14 protein-coding genes are annotated in these 16,652 nt (G+C 72.3%); 9 read left to right on the forward strand and 5 right to left on the reverse strand.

The window, feature by feature from the left end; all coding sequences use genetic code 11:
- Positions 1-149 precede the first annotated feature (149 nt).
- Both MOPEL_RS02450 and MOPEL_RS02455 read right to left on the reverse strand, forming a co-directional pair.
- Positions 150-656, reverse strand: a complete 507-nt coding sequence (locus MOPEL_RS02450; RefSeq protein WP_009481267.1) for a dihydrofolate reductase — start codon at positions 654-656, stop codon at positions 150-152.
- A complete protein-coding gene (locus MOPEL_RS02455) occupies positions 653-1,465 on the reverse strand; it encodes a thymidylate synthase (protein ID WP_040632414.1) in 813 nt (270 codons plus the stop codon). Before MOPEL_RS02455 ends, MOPEL_RS02450 begins: the two co-directional genes overlap by 4 nt.
- Before the next feature lie 326 nt (positions 1,466-1,791).
- On the opposite strand from MOPEL_RS02455, the gene dapA reads away from it, so the two are divergent.
- The 5 genes from dapA to MOPEL_RS17535 all read left to right on the forward strand — a co-directional run bounded on the left by dapA (position 1,792) and on the right by MOPEL_RS17535 (position 9,469).
- Entirely contained in the window at positions 1,792-2,679 is an 888-nt protein-coding gene (gene dapA, locus MOPEL_RS02460) for a 4-hydroxy-tetrahydrodipicolinate synthase (RefSeq protein WP_009481270.1), read from the forward strand.
- The gene (locus MOPEL_RS02465) at positions 2,676-4,361 is read left to right on the forward strand and encodes a ribonuclease J (RefSeq protein ID WP_009481271.1); all 1,686 of its coding nucleotides are present in this window, start codon (positions 2,676-2,678) and stop codon (positions 4,359-4,361) included. Before dapA ends, MOPEL_RS02465 begins: the two co-directional genes overlap by 4 nt.
- Positions 4,362-4,535: 174 nt before the next feature.
- Positions 4,536-5,507 carry an L-lactate dehydrogenase gene (locus tag MOPEL_RS02470; RefSeq protein ID WP_009481272.1) on the forward strand — a complete coding sequence of 324 codons (972 nt, stop codon included), beginning with the start codon at positions 4,536-4,538 and terminating at the stop codon, positions 5,505-5,507.
- 108 nt (positions 5,508-5,615) lie between these two features.
- The gene (locus MOPEL_RS02475) at positions 5,616-8,414 is read left to right on the forward strand and encodes an FtsK/SpoIIIE family DNA translocase (protein ID WP_083841692.1); all 2,799 of its coding nucleotides are present in this window, start codon (positions 5,616-5,618) and stop codon (positions 8,412-8,414) included.
- 41 nt (positions 8,415-8,455) lie between these two features.
- Entirely contained in the window at positions 8,456-9,469 is a 1,014-nt protein-coding gene (locus MOPEL_RS17535; RefSeq protein ID WP_169316266.1) for a serine hydrolase, read from the forward strand.
- A 149-nt stretch (positions 9,470-9,618) separates the two neighbouring features.
- On the opposite strand, the gene MOPEL_RS02485 is transcribed toward MOPEL_RS17535, so the two are convergent.
- Both MOPEL_RS02485 and MOPEL_RS02490 read right to left on the reverse strand, forming a co-directional pair.
- Positions 9,619-10,803: a dipeptidase gene (locus MOPEL_RS02485; protein ID WP_009481275.1), complete on the reverse strand. Its 1,185-nt coding sequence runs from the start codon at positions 10,801-10,803 to the stop codon at positions 9,619-9,621.
- A 4-nt stretch (positions 10,804-10,807) separates the two neighbouring features.
- Positions 10,808-12,202 (reverse strand): methyl-accepting chemotaxis protein, encoded by a 1,395-nt coding sequence (locus tag MOPEL_RS02490; RefSeq protein WP_009481276.1) that lies wholly within the window; start codon positions 12,200-12,202, stop codon positions 10,808-10,810.
- Between the two features lie 348 nt (positions 12,203-12,550).
- On the opposite strand from MOPEL_RS02490, the gene rimO reads away from it, so the two are divergent.
- The 4 genes from rimO (at position 12,551) to MOPEL_RS02510 (ending at position 15,547) form a co-directional block, all read left to right on the forward strand.
- Positions 12,551-13,984, forward strand: coding sequence for a 30S ribosomal protein S12 methylthiotransferase RimO (gene rimO / locus MOPEL_RS02495; protein ID WP_009481277.1), 1,434 nt, complete (start codon positions 12,551-12,553; stop codon positions 13,982-13,984).
- Positions 13,981-14,604 (forward strand): CDP-diacylglycerol--glycerol-3-phosphate 3-phosphatidyltransferase, encoded by a 624-nt coding sequence (gene pgsA, locus MOPEL_RS02500; RefSeq protein WP_009481278.1) that lies wholly within the window; start codon positions 13,981-13,983, stop codon positions 14,602-14,604. The genes rimO and pgsA overlap by 4 nt, the downstream gene beginning before the upstream one ends.
- Positions 14,601-15,173: a CinA family protein gene (locus MOPEL_RS02505; protein WP_009481279.1), complete on the forward strand. Its 573-nt coding sequence runs from the start codon at positions 14,601-14,603 to the stop codon at positions 15,171-15,173. The genes pgsA and MOPEL_RS02505 overlap by 4 nt, the downstream gene beginning before the upstream one ends.
- A gap of 65 nt (positions 15,174-15,238) precedes the next feature.
- The gene (locus MOPEL_RS02510) at positions 15,239-15,547 is read left to right on the forward strand and encodes a helix-turn-helix domain-containing protein (protein ID WP_009481280.1); all 309 of its coding nucleotides are present in this window, start codon (positions 15,239-15,241) and stop codon (positions 15,545-15,547) included.
- A gap of 232 nt (positions 15,548-15,779) precedes the next feature.
- On the opposite strand, the gene MOPEL_RS02515 is transcribed toward MOPEL_RS02510, so the two are convergent.
- The gene (locus tag MOPEL_RS02515) at positions 15,780-16,652 is read right to left on the reverse strand and encodes an Fpg/Nei family DNA glycosylase (RefSeq protein WP_009481281.1); all 873 of its coding nucleotides are present in this window, start codon (positions 16,650-16,652) and stop codon (positions 15,780-15,782) included.

Here is a 16,652-nt window from a genome sequence, read left to right on the forward strand (position 1 = left end):
GGTGAGGGGGCGTTTCGGCGCACCCTAGGGTCTGGTCGGCGGCGGGTGGGGAGGACGTCTGCATCGTGTCGGCCGCGGGGCGGTGAGCGGTCGCCGCGGGGCGACGAGCGGCCCGGGAGCGGCGGGCCGTCGGGCGGTGACGCCCCTGGTCAGCCCCGGGCGTACGTGACGAACGCGAACGCGGCCCGGTCGTCGCGGGCGACCTCACGCCACTGCGCAGGGTCGATCTCGGGGAAGGTGATGTCGCCGCGCGCGGGGGCGTCGACCTCGGTGAGCTCGAGACGGTGGGCGCGGTCGATCGTCGCGCGGTAGATCTCGCCACCGCCGAGGACCATGACCTCCTCGCCACCGGGGAGGTCTTCGGCGAGGGCGAGCGCCTCGTCGAGGTCGTGGGCGACGTCGACGGCGTCGTCCCGCCACTGCCGGTCGCGCGTGAGGACGATCGTGCGCCGTCCGGGCAGGGCGCGACCGATCGCCTCGTGCGTGCGCCGACCCATGAGGAGCGGGTGCCCCGTCGTGAGGGCCTTGAACCGTGCGAAGTCCTCGCGGAAGCGGAAGGGTTGGTCCTCCCCGTCGCCGATGACGCCGTTGGCGGCGACGAGGGCGACGAGGACGAGCTCGGGCTCCGGCTCGGTGGCCATCTCGTACCCGCTCACACCGCGATGGGGGCCGCGATGGCCGGGTGCGGGTCGTAACCCTCGAGGGAGATGTCGTCGAGGGTGAATCCGTCGATCTGCGTGACCTCGCGGTTCAGGCCTAGCGTGGGGAGCGGACGCGGCTCGCGGGAGAGCTGCTCCCGGGCCTGGTCGAGGTGGTTGAGGTAGAGGTGGGCGTCCCCGATCGTGTGGACGAAGTCGCCGACGGCGAGCCCCGTGACCTGGGCGACCATGTGCGTGAGCAGCGCGTACGAGGCGATGTTGAACGGCACGCCGAGGAAGGTGTCGGCGCTGCGCTGGTAGAGCTGGCACGAGAGCCGGTCGGGCCCGCCCTCGCGCGCGGGCGCGACGTAGAACTGGAACATCGTGTGGCACGGCGGCAGCGCCATGTGGTCGACGTCGGCGACGTTCCACGCCGAGACGATGTGCCGCCGCGAGTACGGGTTGGTGCGGATCGACTCGACCACCCCGGCGATCTGATCGATCGTGCGCCCGTCGGGCGTGGTCCACGACCGCCACTGGTGACCGTAGACCGGGCCGAGGTCGCCGTTCTCGTCGGCCCACTCGTCCCAGATCGTGATGCGGTTGTCGTGCAGCCAGGCGATGTTCGTGTCGCCGCGCAGGAACCACAGCAGCTCCCCGAACACCGACCGCAGGTGCACCTTCTTCGTCGTGACGACGGGGAACCCCTCGGTGAGGTCGAACCGCATCTGGTGGCCGAACACCGAGAGCGTGCCCGTGCCCGTGCGGTCACCCCGCTCCACGCCGTCGTCGAGGATGCGCCGGAGGAGGTCGAGGTAGGGCTGCATGGGGACCACGGTAGCGAGCGGGGACGACGATCCTTCACGGCGGAGCGCGGTGTCGCCGTGGGAGAGCACCCCTGGATGCCTATGACGCGCATCACCCCGAGGAAACCTGACGGAGCGTAACGATCGGGTCTCGGTGGCGATGTCATCACCGAACGCGGCGCTACTCGAACCCCCGAGCGGGTAGCGCCGCGTTCCTCATGTCCGCACCGGTCTCCACACGCGGCACACCCGCTGCGCGTCCTCGCTGCCCGCGCCCGGTGCGGTGGGGGGCCCGATCGTCGACGTCCGTCGTGAGTCGGCCGGTCGGTGGCGTTACCGTGTCTCCCATGTCGTCACCTGTCTTCGGCCGCCTCCTCACCGCGATGGTCACCCCCATGGACGAGCGCGGGGCCCTCGATCTCGACGCCGCCGCCCGCCTCGCCCGTCACCTCGTCGAGCAGGGGAACGACGGCATCGTCGTCAACGGCACGACGGGGGAGTCCGCCACGACGAGCGACGCCGAGAAGGCGCAGCTCGTCGAGACCGTCGTCGACGCGGTGGGCGACCGGGCCAAGGTCGTCGCCGGGGTCGGCACGAACGACACCGCCCACACCCTCGAGCTCACCGCACAGGCGACCGAGCGGGGCGCGCACGGTCTCCTCGTCGTCACCCCCTACTACACGAAGCCCCCACAGGCGGGGCTGCTGCGGCACTTCCGTACGGTGGCCGAGGCCGCGCAGGTGCCCGTCATGCTCTACGACATCCCCGGTCGCTCCGGCGTGCCGATCGCCACCGAGACGCTCATCGCGCTCGCCGAGCACGAGCGCATCGTCGCCGTCAAGGACGCCAAGGGTGACCTGTGGGCCACGACGCACGTCCTGCGCGCGACCGACCTCGAGTGGTACTCCGGCGACGACGGCGCGACGCTGCCGCACATGGCCCAGGGCGCCGTCGGCGTCGTCGGCGTGACGACGCACGTCGCCCCCGGCGCCTTCGCCCGTCTCGTCGCCGCGGCGACCGAGGACGACTTCGCCACGGCGCGTCGTCTCCACATGGATCTCGTCCCGGCCGTCGACGCGGTCATGGGGATCACCCAGGGCGCCATCGCCGCCAAGGCGGCGCTCGTCGAGCAGGGCGTCCTCACGACGGCGACGGTCCGCAGCCCGTTGCCGCAGATGGAGGACGCGCAGCTCGACCGTCTCCGTACCGGACTCAAGGAAGCAGGGCTCCTGTGAGCAACCAGCATCTCGATCTGCCCGAACCCGGCCCGCTCGCGCCCGGCGGGGTGCGTGTCACCCCCCTCGGTGGCCTCGGCGAGGTCGGCCGCAACATGACGGTCATCGAACACCAGGGTCGGCTGCTCGTCGTCGACTGCGGCGTGCTCTTCCCCGAGGACCACCACCCGGGCGTCGACCTCATCCTCCCGGACTTCTCCTCGATCGAGGACCGCCTCGACGACGTCGAGGCGGTCGTCCTCACCCACGGCCACGAGGACCACATCGGTGCGGTGCCGTACCTCCTGCGCCTCAAGCCCGACATCCCCCTCATCGGCTCCACGCTCACCCTCGCGCTCGTCGAGGCCAAGCTCAAGGAGCACCGCATCAAGCCGTACACCCTCGGTGTCACCGAGGGGCGGCGTGAGCAGCTCGGCGTCTTCGAGGTCGAGTTCATCGCCGTCAACCACTCGATCCCGGACGCGCTCGCGGTCGCGATCCGCACGGAGGACCAGCTCATCCTCCACACGGGCGACTTCAAGATGGATCAGTTGCCGCTCGACCGCCGTATCACCGACCTGCGCGCCTTCGCACGTCTCGGTGAGGAGGGCGTCGACCTCTTCCTCGTCGACTCGACCAACGCCGAGGTCCCGGGGTTCACCGTCCACGAGAAGGACATCTACCCGGCGATCGAGCGCGTCTTCGCCAAGGCGCAGCGCCGCATCATCGTCGCGTGCTTCTCCTCGCACGTGCACCGCGTGCAGCAGGTGCTCGACGCGGCCGCCGAGTACGGCCGCAAGGTCGCGATCGTCGGCCGGTCGATGGTGCGCAACATGGGTATCGCCGAGGATCTCGGCTACCTCCACGTGCCGCCGGGTGTCGTCGTCGACTTCAAGAAGCTGGGCGACTACCCCGAGGACCGGCAGGTGCTCATCTGCACCGGGTCGCAGGGTGAGCCGATGGCGGCGCTGTCGCGGATGGCGAACCGCGATCACAAGATCGAGGTCGGCGAGGGCGACACCGTGCTCCTCGCGAGTTCGCTCATCCCCGGCAACGAGAACGCGGTGTACCGCGTCATCAACGGGCTCATGCGCCTCGGCGCCGACGTCGTCCACAAGGGCAACGCCCGCGTGCACGTGTCGGGTCACGCGAGCGCCGGCGAGCTTCTCTACTGCTACAACATCATCCGGCCGCGCAACGTCATGCCCGTGCACGGCGAGTGGCGGCACCTCGTCGCCAACGGTCGTCTCGCGGAGCAGACGGGGGTGCCCTCGAGCAACGTCGTCCTCGCGGAGGACGGGTACGTCGTCGACCTCGTCGGCGGCAAGGCCCGCATCGCGGGTGCGGTCGACTGCGGGTACGTCTACGTCGACGGGTCGTCGGTGGGGGCGACGGACGAGGCGCTCCTCAAGGACCGCCGCATCCTCCGTGACGAGGGCTTCGTCACCGTTGTCGTCGGTGTCGACGCGAGCACGGGTCGGGTGACGACGGGGCCGGAGATCCTCGCGCGTGGTTTCGCGGAGGATGTCGCGGTGTTCGAGAACATCGCCCCGCAGATCAAGGACGCGGTCGAGCAGGCCGCGGCGAAGGGTGTCACCGACACGCATCAGCTGCAGCAGGTCGTGCGTCGCACGGTGGGCAGCTACGTGGGTGGCAAGTTGCGGCGTCGGCCGATGATCATTCCCGTCGTCATCGAGGCGTGACGACGCGACGACCGCCGGTGGGGCCGCGCGCGCAGCGGAGCGAGCACGGGGTCCCGCCGGGGGTCGTGGCCGGTGAGCGCGGCAGCGGGGTCGGCGAGTAGGTTCGTCGTGTGACGCCGCCACGGCGGCCGGGTGCCGGTGGTGCTCGCGAGAGACGAAGGAGCAGGTCGGGGCATGTTGTCGATGGGTCGTGGGCCGAAGCTGGGTGTCGTAGGTGCCGGGGCGGTGGGCACCGCCGTGGCCTATAACGCGCAGATCCGCGGGCTCGCGCGGGAGATCGCGTTGTTCGACATCAACCGCTCGAAGGTGCGGGCCGAGGTGCTCGACATGGCGCACGGCAGCCAGTTCACGGCGTCGCGGGTCATCGGTGGTGACGACGTCGAGGTGCTCGCGGGGTGCGACGTCGTCGTCGTCACGGCAGGGGCGGCGCAGAAGCCGGGGGAGACGCGCCTCGACCTCGTCAACAAGAACGTCGCGATCATGCGGTCGGTGCTTCCGCAGGTGATCGAGCAGGCGCCGGACGCGGTGATCGTGCTCGTGACGAACCCGTGCGACGTGCTCACCGCGGTCGCGGTCGAGGAGTTCGGGGTGCCGTCGGCGCGGCTGTTCAGCTCGGGCTGCGTCCTCGACTCGAGCCGGCTGCGGTGGCTCGTCGCGGAGATCGCGCGGGTGTCGCCGACGAGCGTTCACGCGATGGTCGTGGGTGAGCACGGCGACAGCGAGTTCCCGCTGTGGTCGTCGAGCAGGGTCGGCCACACCCCCCTCACGGAGTGGACGGAGCGGGGCACCCGCCTGTTCACGCCGGAGATCCTCGCGGACATGACGCAGGGCGTCGTGCGTGCCGCCTACACGGTCATCGAGGGCAAGGGCGCGACGAACTACGCGGTCGGTCTCGCCGCGGGCCGCATCGTCCAGGCGGTCCTCCGCGACGAGCAGACCGTGCTTCCCGTCTCCCGTGTGCTCCGCGCGCAGGAGCTCGACCCCTCGCTCGAGAGCCTCGACGGCATCGCGTTGAGCCTGCCGACGATCGTCGGCGCGGGCGGCGCGGAGCGTGTCGTGAGCCCGCCGATGGTCGAGGACGAGCGGGCCCGCCTGCTCCGCAGCGGTGAGGCCTTGCGTGAGGTCTTCGAGACGGTACGTCGCTGATCGCACCGGTCGACCCCGTCCTCGAACACCCCGCCGGGAGCACGTCCGTCGCGTCCCCGGCGGGGTGTCGCTTTCCCCGCGGGGGATGTTCTCGCCTAGTCTGCGACGGTGGCCACTCGTAACACCTCCTCCACCCGCCGCCCGAGTCGTTCGGGGGGTGGCTCGAGTCGCGCCTCGGGTGGCCGGTCCTCGGGTGGCCGCGGCTCGGGTCGGTCGAGCGGGTCCCCCCGCGCGAAGAGCCGCCCGTCGTCGTCCCGGGGGTCCTCCCGGCCCGTCGGGCGCAGCGGGCCGAGCTGGCCCGTGCGTGCGGTGAGCTCGACGTGGAATGGGATGGCGCATGTGGCCGGAGGGGCGGTGCGTCGCGTGGGTCGGAGTGCGGCCGAGCTCGAGCCCGAGCATCGGCGTGACGGCATCGGTCTCGTCTTCCTCGCGGCGGCGGTCGTCGTCGCGGCGCGGGAGTGGTGGGGTCTCACCGGTCCCGTCGGGGACGCGATCCACGCGGTCGTCGCCGGCACGGTCGGCCTCGTCGCCCTCGCGCTGCCGCTCGTCTTCGTCCTCATGGGTCTGCTCATCCTCCGTGCGCCCGACGACGATCGTCGGGTCAACCGCATCGCGATCGGGACGACGGCCCTCTTCTTCTCGGTGTGCGGCCTCACCCATCTGTCGACGGGGTCACCGTCCCCGGCCGACGGGTTCCCGCTGCTGCGCGGTTCCGGCGGCATGATCGGGTACCTCGCCGCGGGGCCGCTCCAGGCGGGACTCACGGTGTGGGGTGCCGTCCCGGTCCTCGTCCTCCTCGGCTTCTTCGGGCTGCTCGTCGTCACGGCGACGCCCGTCCACCGCATCCCGGAGCGTCTTCGCGAAGCGGGTGACGCACTCTTCGGCGGCAGCGACCGGTCGCGGAGCGAGGACACCGAACCGCTCCACACGTCCCGCGGGCGTCGCCGCATCCCCTCCCACGACGGCGAGGAGGCGTTCGAGCAGGCCGCGGAGGTGCACCGCCGACGGGGCCGTCGCCTCGCCCACGAGGCGCGCGAGGCGGCCGAGGCCGAGGCACGATCCACCGGATCGGACGAAGCCGAGAAGACGGGTACGGGTCGGTCGAAGGGCCGCCGCGGCGCCACCGCGGTGCACCCCGCCGAGACCGAGGCGCTCGAGGCGGACACGCCACGTTCCGGCGGCAAGGGCAGCCACGCGGCCCCGTCGGCACCGCCCGCGAAGGCCGTCCCCGAGACGAAGGTCGACCTCCCGGCCCCGCCGACCGAGCCACTCCCGCAGCGGGTCGAGCAGCTCGTCATCACCGGTGACGTCTCCTACACGCTCCCCGACGCGGCGCTCCTCGAGCCGGGCACGCCGCCCAAGTCGCGCAGCGCGGTCAACGACCAGGTCGTCGAGTCCCTCACCGGGGTCCTCGACCAGTTCGGCATCGACGCGCAGGTGACCGGGTTCTCCCGTGGCCCGACGGTCACTCGGTACGAGGTCGAGCTCGGCCCCGGCGTCAAGGTCGAGCGCGTCACCGCCCTCTCGAAGAACATCGCCTACGCCGTCGCGAGCGCCGACGTACGGATCCTCTCGCCGATCCCCGGCAAGTCGGCCATCGGCATCGAGATCCCCAACGCCGACCGCGAGACCGTCTCGCTCGGTGACGTCCTCCGCAGCGAGGTCGCCCGCCGCAACCCGCACCCGATGGTCATGGGCGTCGGCAAGGACGTCGAGGGTGGGTACGTCATCGCGAACCTCGCGAAGATGCCTCACCTCCTCGTCGCCGGTGCGACGGGCTCCGGTAAGTCGAGCTTCGTCAACTCGATGATCACGTCGATCCTCATGCGGGCCACGCCCGACGAGGTGCGGATGATCCTCGTCGACCCCAAGCGCGTCGAGCTCACCGCCTACGACGGCATCCCGCACCTCATCACGCCGATCATCACGAACCCGAAGAAGGCCGCCGAGGCCCTCCAGTGGGTCGTGCGGGAGATGGACGCCCGCTACGACGACCTCGCTGCGTTCGGGTTCAAGCACATCGACGACTTCAACAAGGCGGTGAAGTCCGGCGCGGTGACGCCGCTGCCGGGCTCGGAGCGGGTGCTCCAGCCCTACCCGTACCTCCTCGTCGTCGTCGACGAGCTCGCCGACCTCATGATGGTCGCCCCCCGCGACGTCGAGGAGTCGATCGTCCGCATCACGCAGCTCGCCCGCGCCGCCGGCATCCACCTCGTCCTCGCGACGCAGCGCCCGAGCGTCGACGTCGTCACCGGCCTCATCAAGGCGAACGTGCCGAGCCGCATGGCGTTCGCGACGAGCTCGCTCGCCGACTCCCGCGTCGTGCTCGACCAGCCGGGCGCCGAGAAGCTCATCGGCCAGGGCGACGCGCTGTTCCTGCCGATGGGCCGCAACAAGCCGATGCGCACCCAGGGGGCGTGGGTCAAGGAGTCCGAGATCCACGAGGTCGTCACGCACGTCACCGAGCAGCTCAAGCCGATGTACCGCGAGGACGTCGTCGTCAAGGCGGAGAAGAAGCACGTCGACGAGGACATCGGCGACGACCTCGAGCTGCTGCTCGCGGCAGCCGAGCAGGTCGTCACGACTCAGTTCGGATCGACCTCGATGCTCCAGCGCAAACTGCGTGTCGGGTTCGCCAAGGCGGGTCGACTCATGGACCTCCTCGAGTCGCGCAACATCGTCGGCCCCTCGGAGGGATCGAAGGCCCGCGACGTGCTCGTCAAGCCCGACGACCTCGACGCGACCCTCGCGATGCTCCGCGGCGACGACCCGCCCGCGCCCGCACCGACGCCGTCCTCGGTGTCGTACGACGCGGACGACGTCGTGGGCGATGTCGAGATCGTCGACGAGGAGGACGACTCCGAGAGCGAGGACGCGTGGGAGCTCACGGGTCGCGACCGGTACTGAGGGGCGTCGTGGGGTCGCTGCCGTCGGTCGGGACGCCGGTCGTGGCGTCGTCGACGCCGCGGTCGGCACGGCGCCGTGGTGCCGTCGCCGTCGTCGGGGCGACGATCGCCGTCGGTGCCATCGCCGCGTGCGGGGGGATCCCACCGGAGCCGTACGTCGTCGGGGAGGCCGCGGGGCGGGGCCCGAGCGAGCCGCCCGCCCTCACCGCGGCCGACGTCCAGGCGGAGTTCGACGCGTTCGTCGCGGCACACCCCGGGGAGGTGTCCCTCGCATGGGCGCCCGTCGGCGCGCCCGAGAACGTGCAGACCCTCGGCGCGACGACGGATTCCGACGCGTGGTCGACGATCAAGGTGCCCATCGCCGTCGCCGCGCTCACGAAGGCCGGGGGCGCCGACGGGGCGCCCGCGGAACGCCGTGAGCAGGTGCGCGCCGCGATCGAGTGGTCCGACAACGACGCCGCGGCCCGTCTCTACCGCAGCCTCGGCGAGGGGGACGCCGCCGAGGAGGCCGTCCAGGCGGTGCTGCGCACGGCGGGCGACACCCGCACCGACGTCGACCCCGACACGGGGGCGGTGAGCGGCTTCGGACGCACCGTGTGGCGGGTCGAGGACTCCGCCGCGTACGCCGCGCACCTCCCGTGCGCTCCCGAGGCGACGTTCGTCTACGACGAGATGGGTCGCATCCGGGAGGACCAGCGCTGGGGGCTCGGCGCGCTCACGGTGGCCACCCGGTTCAAGGGCGGGTGGGGGCCGAGCGAGCACGGCCACCTCGTCCGGCAGATCGGCACCGTCGACCACGACGGCGGACGCACCGCCGTCGCGTTCGTCGTCCGCCCGGAGGACGACACGCACGAGACCGGCACGGCCACTGCCTCCGCGCTCGTCACGTGGTTGGCCGGGCGTCTCGGCCCGGCCGAGGCGGGACGCTGCCCCGGAGGAGACACTCTCCCGCTCGGCACCCCCACCACGCACGCGTCGGTGCCCACCACCGACGCGCCCACCTCGTCCCAGGCGGATTCCACGGCACCCTCCGATCCCGCGGCCCCGACGTCCTGATCCCCCGGGAGGTGGCCGTAGGTTTGCCGCCTCAGGGTGGGGCGGTGACGGGCCGTCACGACGTCCGCCTCACGACGTCCGCCTCACGACGTCCGCCTCACGACGTCCGCGATACCACGTCTGCCTCACGATGCCCTGCCACGTCTCCGTCACCACGTCCGGCGCACGACGGGCGCGAACACCTCGGGGAGCGGCTCGGGAACGCCGTCGACCTCGGTGATCGTCGCGAGGCGCGGGGGGGTGTCGGCGAGGTCCCTCGCGACGGACTCGGCGCCGCGCATGACGCGGAGGACGTTGCGGCCGGCGAGGAGGGCGAGGTCGTCCTCCGACCAGCCACGCTCGGTGAGCTCGGCAAAGAGGCGTGGGTATGTGCTCACGTCGCCGAGGCCTTCGGGCAGCTCGGACGTGCCGTCGAAGTCACCACCGAGGCCGACGTGCGCGACGCCCGCGAGCTCCCGAAGTGCCTCGACGTGGTCGGCGACCTCGCGCACGCCGACGGGCGGGGGAGTCTCACCGAGACGCGCGACGAAGGCCTGCCGGGCGGCGTCGTCGTGCGGGTCGATGCCGGCGGCCCGGGCCTGCTCCTCGACGTCACGCTCCCAGGCGTGCCGCTCGGCCGAGCAGAACGCGGGCACGAACGTCGCGCAGCACACCCCGTCCGCCGCGGCCATCGTGCGGAGGACGTCGTCGGGGACGTTGCGCGGGTGGTCGGTGAGGGAGCGCGCGCCCGAGTGCGTGAAGATCACCGGCGCGGACGAGGCGTCGAGGGCGTCACGCATCGTGCCGGGGGAGACGTGGGAGAGGTCGACGAGCATGCCGAGACGGTTCATCTCGGCGACGACCTCCCGGCCGAACGCAGACAGACCGCCGAGGCGCGGCGGGAGGGCGGCGCAGTCGGCCCACGGCACGTGCTCGTTGTGCGTGAGGGTGAGGTAGCCGACGCCGAGGGCGTGGAGCATCCGGAGCACGCCGAGGGAGCAGCCGATCGAGTGGCCGCCCTCGACGCCCATGAGCGAGGCGATACGGCCGTCGGCGTGGATCCGTTCGACGTCCTCGGCGGTGCGGGCGCGGGCGAAGACGTCGGGGCGGGCGGCGACGAGCCGGTGCACGGCGTCGACCTGCTCGATCGTCGCCGTCACGGCCTCGTGCCCGGGGAGGGCGCCGTCGACGAACACCGACCAGAACTGGGCACCGACGCCCCCGGCACGCAGCCGGGGGACGTCGGTGTGCGTCGGTGCGGCGTCGAGCGGCAGCGACGCCCAGTCGCCGCCCGCCACCTCCCGGCACGCGAACGGCAGGTCGTTGTGGGTGTCGAGGAGGAGTCGGTCGCTCATGGCGTCACCCTGCCACGCCGTCCGCAGCGGACGGTCGGCCCGGGCCGGCGTGCCGCCCGGGCCGTGGTCCTCGGACGCGGAAGCGGCCCACGAGGTCGGTGAGCGGCGTCGCCTCGGTGCGAAGGTCCCCCGAGGACTCCTGCATCCGCGTCGCGTTCGTGCCGAAGTGCGCGGCGATCGACGACGTCTCGTCGACGAGACCCGCGCTCGCCTGCGTCGAGCGGAGCGCCTCCTCGAGGAGCTCGGCGAGCCGCTCCGAGACGCGTCCCTGCTCGTCCACGACGGTCGTGATCTCGTCCTGCGAGGCGCGGATGTTGCCGGCCGTCGTCGCGATCGACCGGATCGCCTGCACGGCCGCCTCGGTGTCGCTCTGGATCTGACCGATGCGCTGGGCGACGTCCTCGGTCGCCTCGCCCGTCTGTGCGGCGAGGTTCTTCACCTCGCCCGCGACGACGGCGAAGCCCTTGCCCGCCTCGCCCGCACGGGCCGACTCGATCGTCGCATTGAGCGCGAGGAGGTTCGTCTGCTCCGAGATCGCCGAAATCGTGTCGATGACCTGGCCGATCGTCGCCGACGATGCGCCGAGCTGCTCGATCGTCGTGACGGTCGTCGTCACCTCGTCGACGGCCTGGTCGGTGATCGCCGTCGAGGAGCCGGCGGCCTGCGCGATGCGGCCGCGGGAGTCCGTCATCTGCTCGACGACCTCCGCCGCGTGACGGCCCGACTCGAGGGCGACACCGCAGGCGACGTCGGCCCGTTCGAGGTGACCGGCCGTGTCCTTCGCCGCCTTGCTCACCTCCGCCGACATCGTGTCGACCGACCCGGCGGCCTCGTCGACCCGCGCCGCACTCGCCGACACCTGCCGCAGCGTCTCGGCGAGCGCGTCGAGCGTGATCCGCAGCGAGTGGGCCATGTGCCCCATCTCGTCGCGCGAGGTGACGACGGGGGCGTGCGTGAGGTCGCCCTCGGCGAGCGCCGCGAGCGACTCGTTGATCTCCCGGATGGCCCGCCGGACGCCGACGATGATCATGCCCATCGGCGTCATGATGAGGACGCAGGCGACGAGGACGGCGATGACGACGTTCCACCGCGTGCGCACGACGGCGGCGAGCGCCTCGTCACCCGCGACGTGCATCGCCTGGGTGAGCGACGTGAGGTCCTCCCCACGGGCCGCCGCCTGCGAGAGGGCGTCGGCGGCCGACGTGACGTCGGTGAGCGAGTGGGAGAACGCCATCGACGACCAGATCGTCGTGCCGGCGACCATGACGGCGCACAGCACGGTGACGAGCCCGTTGAGCAACAGCTTCGTCGTGAGGCCCAACCCGGGGCGGAAATCCCCGGTGACGGGGTCCACCGCCGCCCTCGAAGGGGTGGCCGGGGGTGTGGTCGGCGTGGCCATGTCGACTCCTTGCTCGGTCGATCGTCGGTCGTCCGGCGGTCTCCGCCGGGTCGTGCGTGCGGCGCGGTGGGCGCCTCGTGCGTCGGTGTGCGGGTGGATGCGGGGTGCGTGCGTGCTCGGTGCGTGGGTCGCGGCCGCGGCCGGGGGGATGTGGCCGTGGTGGGGTGTCGAGGGCCGGTGACGCCTCGGCGCGGGGCCGACGCGCCCGTGGACTCCGAACGGTCGTTCACGTGCCCATCGGCGGCGGGGAGGCGCCCCTGAGCGGGAGCGCGCGCGAAGTCCGTTGGGGGAGCAGGGCGCGCGACGGGTGATGCCGCACCCCGCCCGGGCCGCCCGTAGAGTGGGCGCATGCCGGAGAACGAGACCCACGGATCGGTCGCCATCGTCACCCTCGGGTGCGCACGCAACGACGTCGACTCCGAGGAACTCGCCGGTCGGCTGAGCGCCGGAGGCTGGACCCTCGTCCCCGACCCGGCCGAGGCCGACGTCGCCGTCGTCAACACCTGCGGCTTCGTCGAGCAGGCGAAGAAGGACTCCATCGACGCCCTCCTCGAGACCGCCGACCTCAAGGAGCACGGTCGCACCCAGAAGGTCGTCGCCGTCGGGTGCCTCGCGGAGCGGTACGGCGAGCAGCTCGCCGCGGAGCTGCCGGAGGCCGACGCCGTCCTCGGGTTCGACTCCTACACCGACATGTCGACGCAGCTCCGGTCGATCCTCGCCGGTGAGACCCCCGCCGCCCACACGCCTCGCGACCGCCGCACGCTCCTGCCCATCAGCCCGGTGCAGCGCCCCGCCGCCCTCGCCGGCGACGACGTCGTCGTCCCCGGCGTGTGGATGCAGGCCACGCCCCGCGCCCGCCTCGGCTCGGCGCCGTGGGCGCCGCTCAAGATCGCGAGCGGCTGCGACCGACGCTGTGCGTTCTGCGCGATCCCCGCCTTCCGCGGCTCGTTCGTCTCCCGACGCCCCACCGACGTCGTCGCAGAGGCCCGCTGGCTCGCCGAGAACGGCGTGCGCGAGGTGCTCCTCGTCAGCGAGAATTCGACCTCCTACGGCAAGGACCTCGGCGACCTGCGTCTCCTCGAGACCCTCCTGCCCGACCTCGCCGCCATCGACGGCCTCGACCGCGTCCGCGTCTCCTACCTCCAGCCCGCCGAGATCCGTCCTGGGCTGCTCGACGTCATGGCGCACACCCCGGGCGTCGTGCCCTACTTCGACCTCTCGTTCCAGCACGCGAGCCCCACCCTGCTGCGTCGCATGCGGCGGTTCGGCGGCGCCGAGGACTTCCTCGCCCTCGTCGAACGCATCCGCGACCTCGTCCCCGACGCCGGCATCCGCTCCAACGTCATCGTCGGCTTCCCCGGCGAGACCGAGGAGGACGTCGACGTCCTCTGCAGCTTCCTCGAGGGCGCCCGCATGGACGTCGTCGGCGTGTTCGGCTACTCCGACGAGGACGGCACCGAGGCGCTCGACCTCGACGTCCACCTGCCCGAGGAGGTCGTCGCCGACCGGGTCGAGCACGTCTCCGACCTCGTCGAGGAACTCATGAACCAGCGCGCCGCCGAGCGCGTCGGCAGCGAGGTCACCGTCCTCGTCGACGAGATCGAGCAGGACGACCCCGACGCCGCTCCCGTCTCCGTCGGCCGGGCCGACCACCAAGGCCCCGAGGTCGACGGCGTGTGCCGGCTCACGACACCCGTCGAGGTCGGCCGCCTCGTCCGCGGTCGCATCCTCGACTCCGACGGCGTGGATCTCGTCGTCGAACCGATCGAGGAGGCGCGATGAGCACCCCCACCACCCCGCACTCCGGCGCCCCCGAGCGACGCCCGAGCAACTGGAACGCCGCCAACGCCCTCACGGTCCTCCGGATCGTCCTCGTGCCCGTCTTCCTCTGGCTGCTCCTCCGCCACGGCGGTCTCGACGTCGCCGACCGCTGGTGGGCCTTCGTGGTGTTCGTCGTCGCGATGATCACCGACCGCATCGACGGCGACGTGGCCCGCAAGTACGGCCTCATCACCGACTTCGGCAAGATCGCCGACCCCATCGCCGACAAGGCCCTCACCGGCGCCGCGTTCATCTCGCTGTCGGCCATCGGCGAGCTGTGGTGGTGGGTGACGATCGTCATCCTCGTCCGCGAGATCGGCATCACCCTCATGCGGTTCGTCGTCATCAAGTACGGCGTCATGCCCGCGAGCAAGGGCGGCAAGCTCAAGACGGCCCTCCAGGCCCTCGCACTCGCCCTCATGCTGCCGCCCCTCGGTGGGGTCGTCTACTGGGCGGGATGCGCCGTCATGGGCGCCGCGCTCGTCGTCACCGTCGTCACCGGAATCGACTACGTCCTCGCCGCCCGCCGCCTCGTGCAGGACTCGAAGGCCGAGGCCGCCGTCGGGAACGCCCGGGCGTGAACGATACGACCCCGGCCGCGCCGCGCGTCCCGCACGGCCCGCGGTACGAGATCGGGCCGAGGCTCCGCGAGCCCGCCGAGTTCCTCCTCGAGCTCCTGCGCAACCGTGGGGAGACTCTCGCGGTCGCCGAGTCGCTCACCGGTGGGCTCGTCCTCGCCACCCTCACCGACATTCCCGGCGCCTCCGACGTCCTCCGCGGCGGCGTCGTCTCCTACGCCACCGACCTCAAGGCGGGAGTGCTCGACGTCGACGCGGCGTTGCTCGCTGCCGGCGGCCCCGTCCAGGCGGAGGTCGCCGCGCAGATGGCCGTCGGTGTCGCCCGGTCGTGCGGAGCCACGTGGGGTCTCGCGACGACCGGTGTCGCCGGCCCCGGCCCCGCCGACGGACACCCCGCCGGCACCGTCCACGTCGCCGTCGCCGCCGCCGACGACCGCATCACCCCCGTCACGTATCTCGACCCCGACCTCGTCGACCTGGCCGCCGCCGGAGCGGATCGCGCTGCCGTGCGGGCCTCCTCGGTCCGTGCCGTGCTCCGCCTCGCCTGCGACACGCTGCACGCCCACATGTGACGCGCGCGTCACCCACGACGATCGGTAGGCTGGAGGCCGAGGTCCCATGCTCGAGAGGAGGCGTCATGCCCGTGCTGCTCCGCACCCACCTGGGTGAGGTCATCCGCGAGTCTCGCAAGGACCAGGGACGCACCCTCCGTGACGTCTCCTCTTCCGCCCGCGTCTCCCTTGGTTACCTCAGCGAGGTCGAGCGGGGCGAGAAAGAGGCCTCCTCTGAGCTCCTCGCCGCGATCTGCGAGGCGCTCCACATGCCGCTGTCGCAACTCTTCGCCGAGGTCTCCGACCGGTTCGCCGAGGAGGAGGGCACGACCCTCGCCCCCCCGGTCGCCCTGCCGGTCCGTCCCCGCCCCGAGGCCCAGGCCCCCGCAGCCTGACCGACTCGCGTCGGTCTTTCCCCGTCCATCCCTCGGGGGTTTCCACCTCTGGCCTCGTCGCATCCGTGCGTGCGGTCGGCGCATGCCCGCGCCTCCGGGGTGAGCGGGATGCGTGTCGTCGGGACCCCGGCCCGCGGCCGGCAACCCGCCCACGTGGGCCCACCACCTCGGCGGCCCGCGGGCGCATGGCTCCATGGACTCGGTCGCGGATGCAGGCGTGGGGTGGTCGTCCTCAGCCGCGTCCGCGGGCGATGTATCCGCGCCGCCGCTTGGCCGGGCCCGTGCCGAGGGGTTGTTGACGGGCGCCGTCGTCGTTCGGGGCGAGCCCGCCCTGGCACGTCGGGCAGTAGAACATCGTCCGTTCCTGCGTCGGCGGCCCGATCATCGCGACCCGCACCGAGCCGCGGCAGCGTCGGCACGCCCGGCCCGAGCGGGCGTGGACGTGGACGCTCTCCCCGACACGTCGGGAGCCGGTCGTCGACTGGACGGCGTGTTCGACGTTCGCGTGGAGGAGCCGGTGGGCCCGTCGGACGACGCGACGCACGTCCGCCTCGGCGAGGTCACGTGCCGGGGTCCACGGCTGCATCTTCTCGAGGAAGAGCGACTCACTGCAGTACAGGGTGCCGACGCCCGCGAGGTTGCGTTGGTCGAGGAGGGCGGCGCCGATCGTCGTCGGCGAGGCGAGGAGGTGGGCGACGGCAAGGTCCTCGTCCCAGTCGGCGCCGAGCACGTCGGGACCGAGGTGGCCGACGAGGCGGTGCTCGTCATCGGTGCGGACGAGGTCGAGCATGCCGAGACGCAGACCGAGGCCGGTCCACACGTCCGTGGCGAGCACGGCCCGGACGTCGGCGCGGTGCGGCACCGGCTCGCTCGCCGCGGCGATGCGCCAGCTACCCTCCATCCGCAGGTGGGAGTGGAGGGTCCACCCGCTCTCGGTGCGGTGGAGGAGGTGCTTGCCGCGGGCGACGACCTCGCTCGTCGTCGCACCGACGAGGACGTCGGCGTCGCGTTCGCCCCACCGTAGTTCGGTACGTCGCAGCACCTCACCGGCGAACGCCGCGTGGAGGCGGCGGGCGGTGCGAAGCACGGTGTCTCCCTCGGGCAC

Source organism: Mobilicoccus pelagius NBRC 104925, assembly GCF_000247995.1.
Lineage (GTDB): Bacteria > Actinomycetota > Actinomycetes > Actinomycetales > Dermatophilaceae > Mobilicoccus > Mobilicoccus pelagius.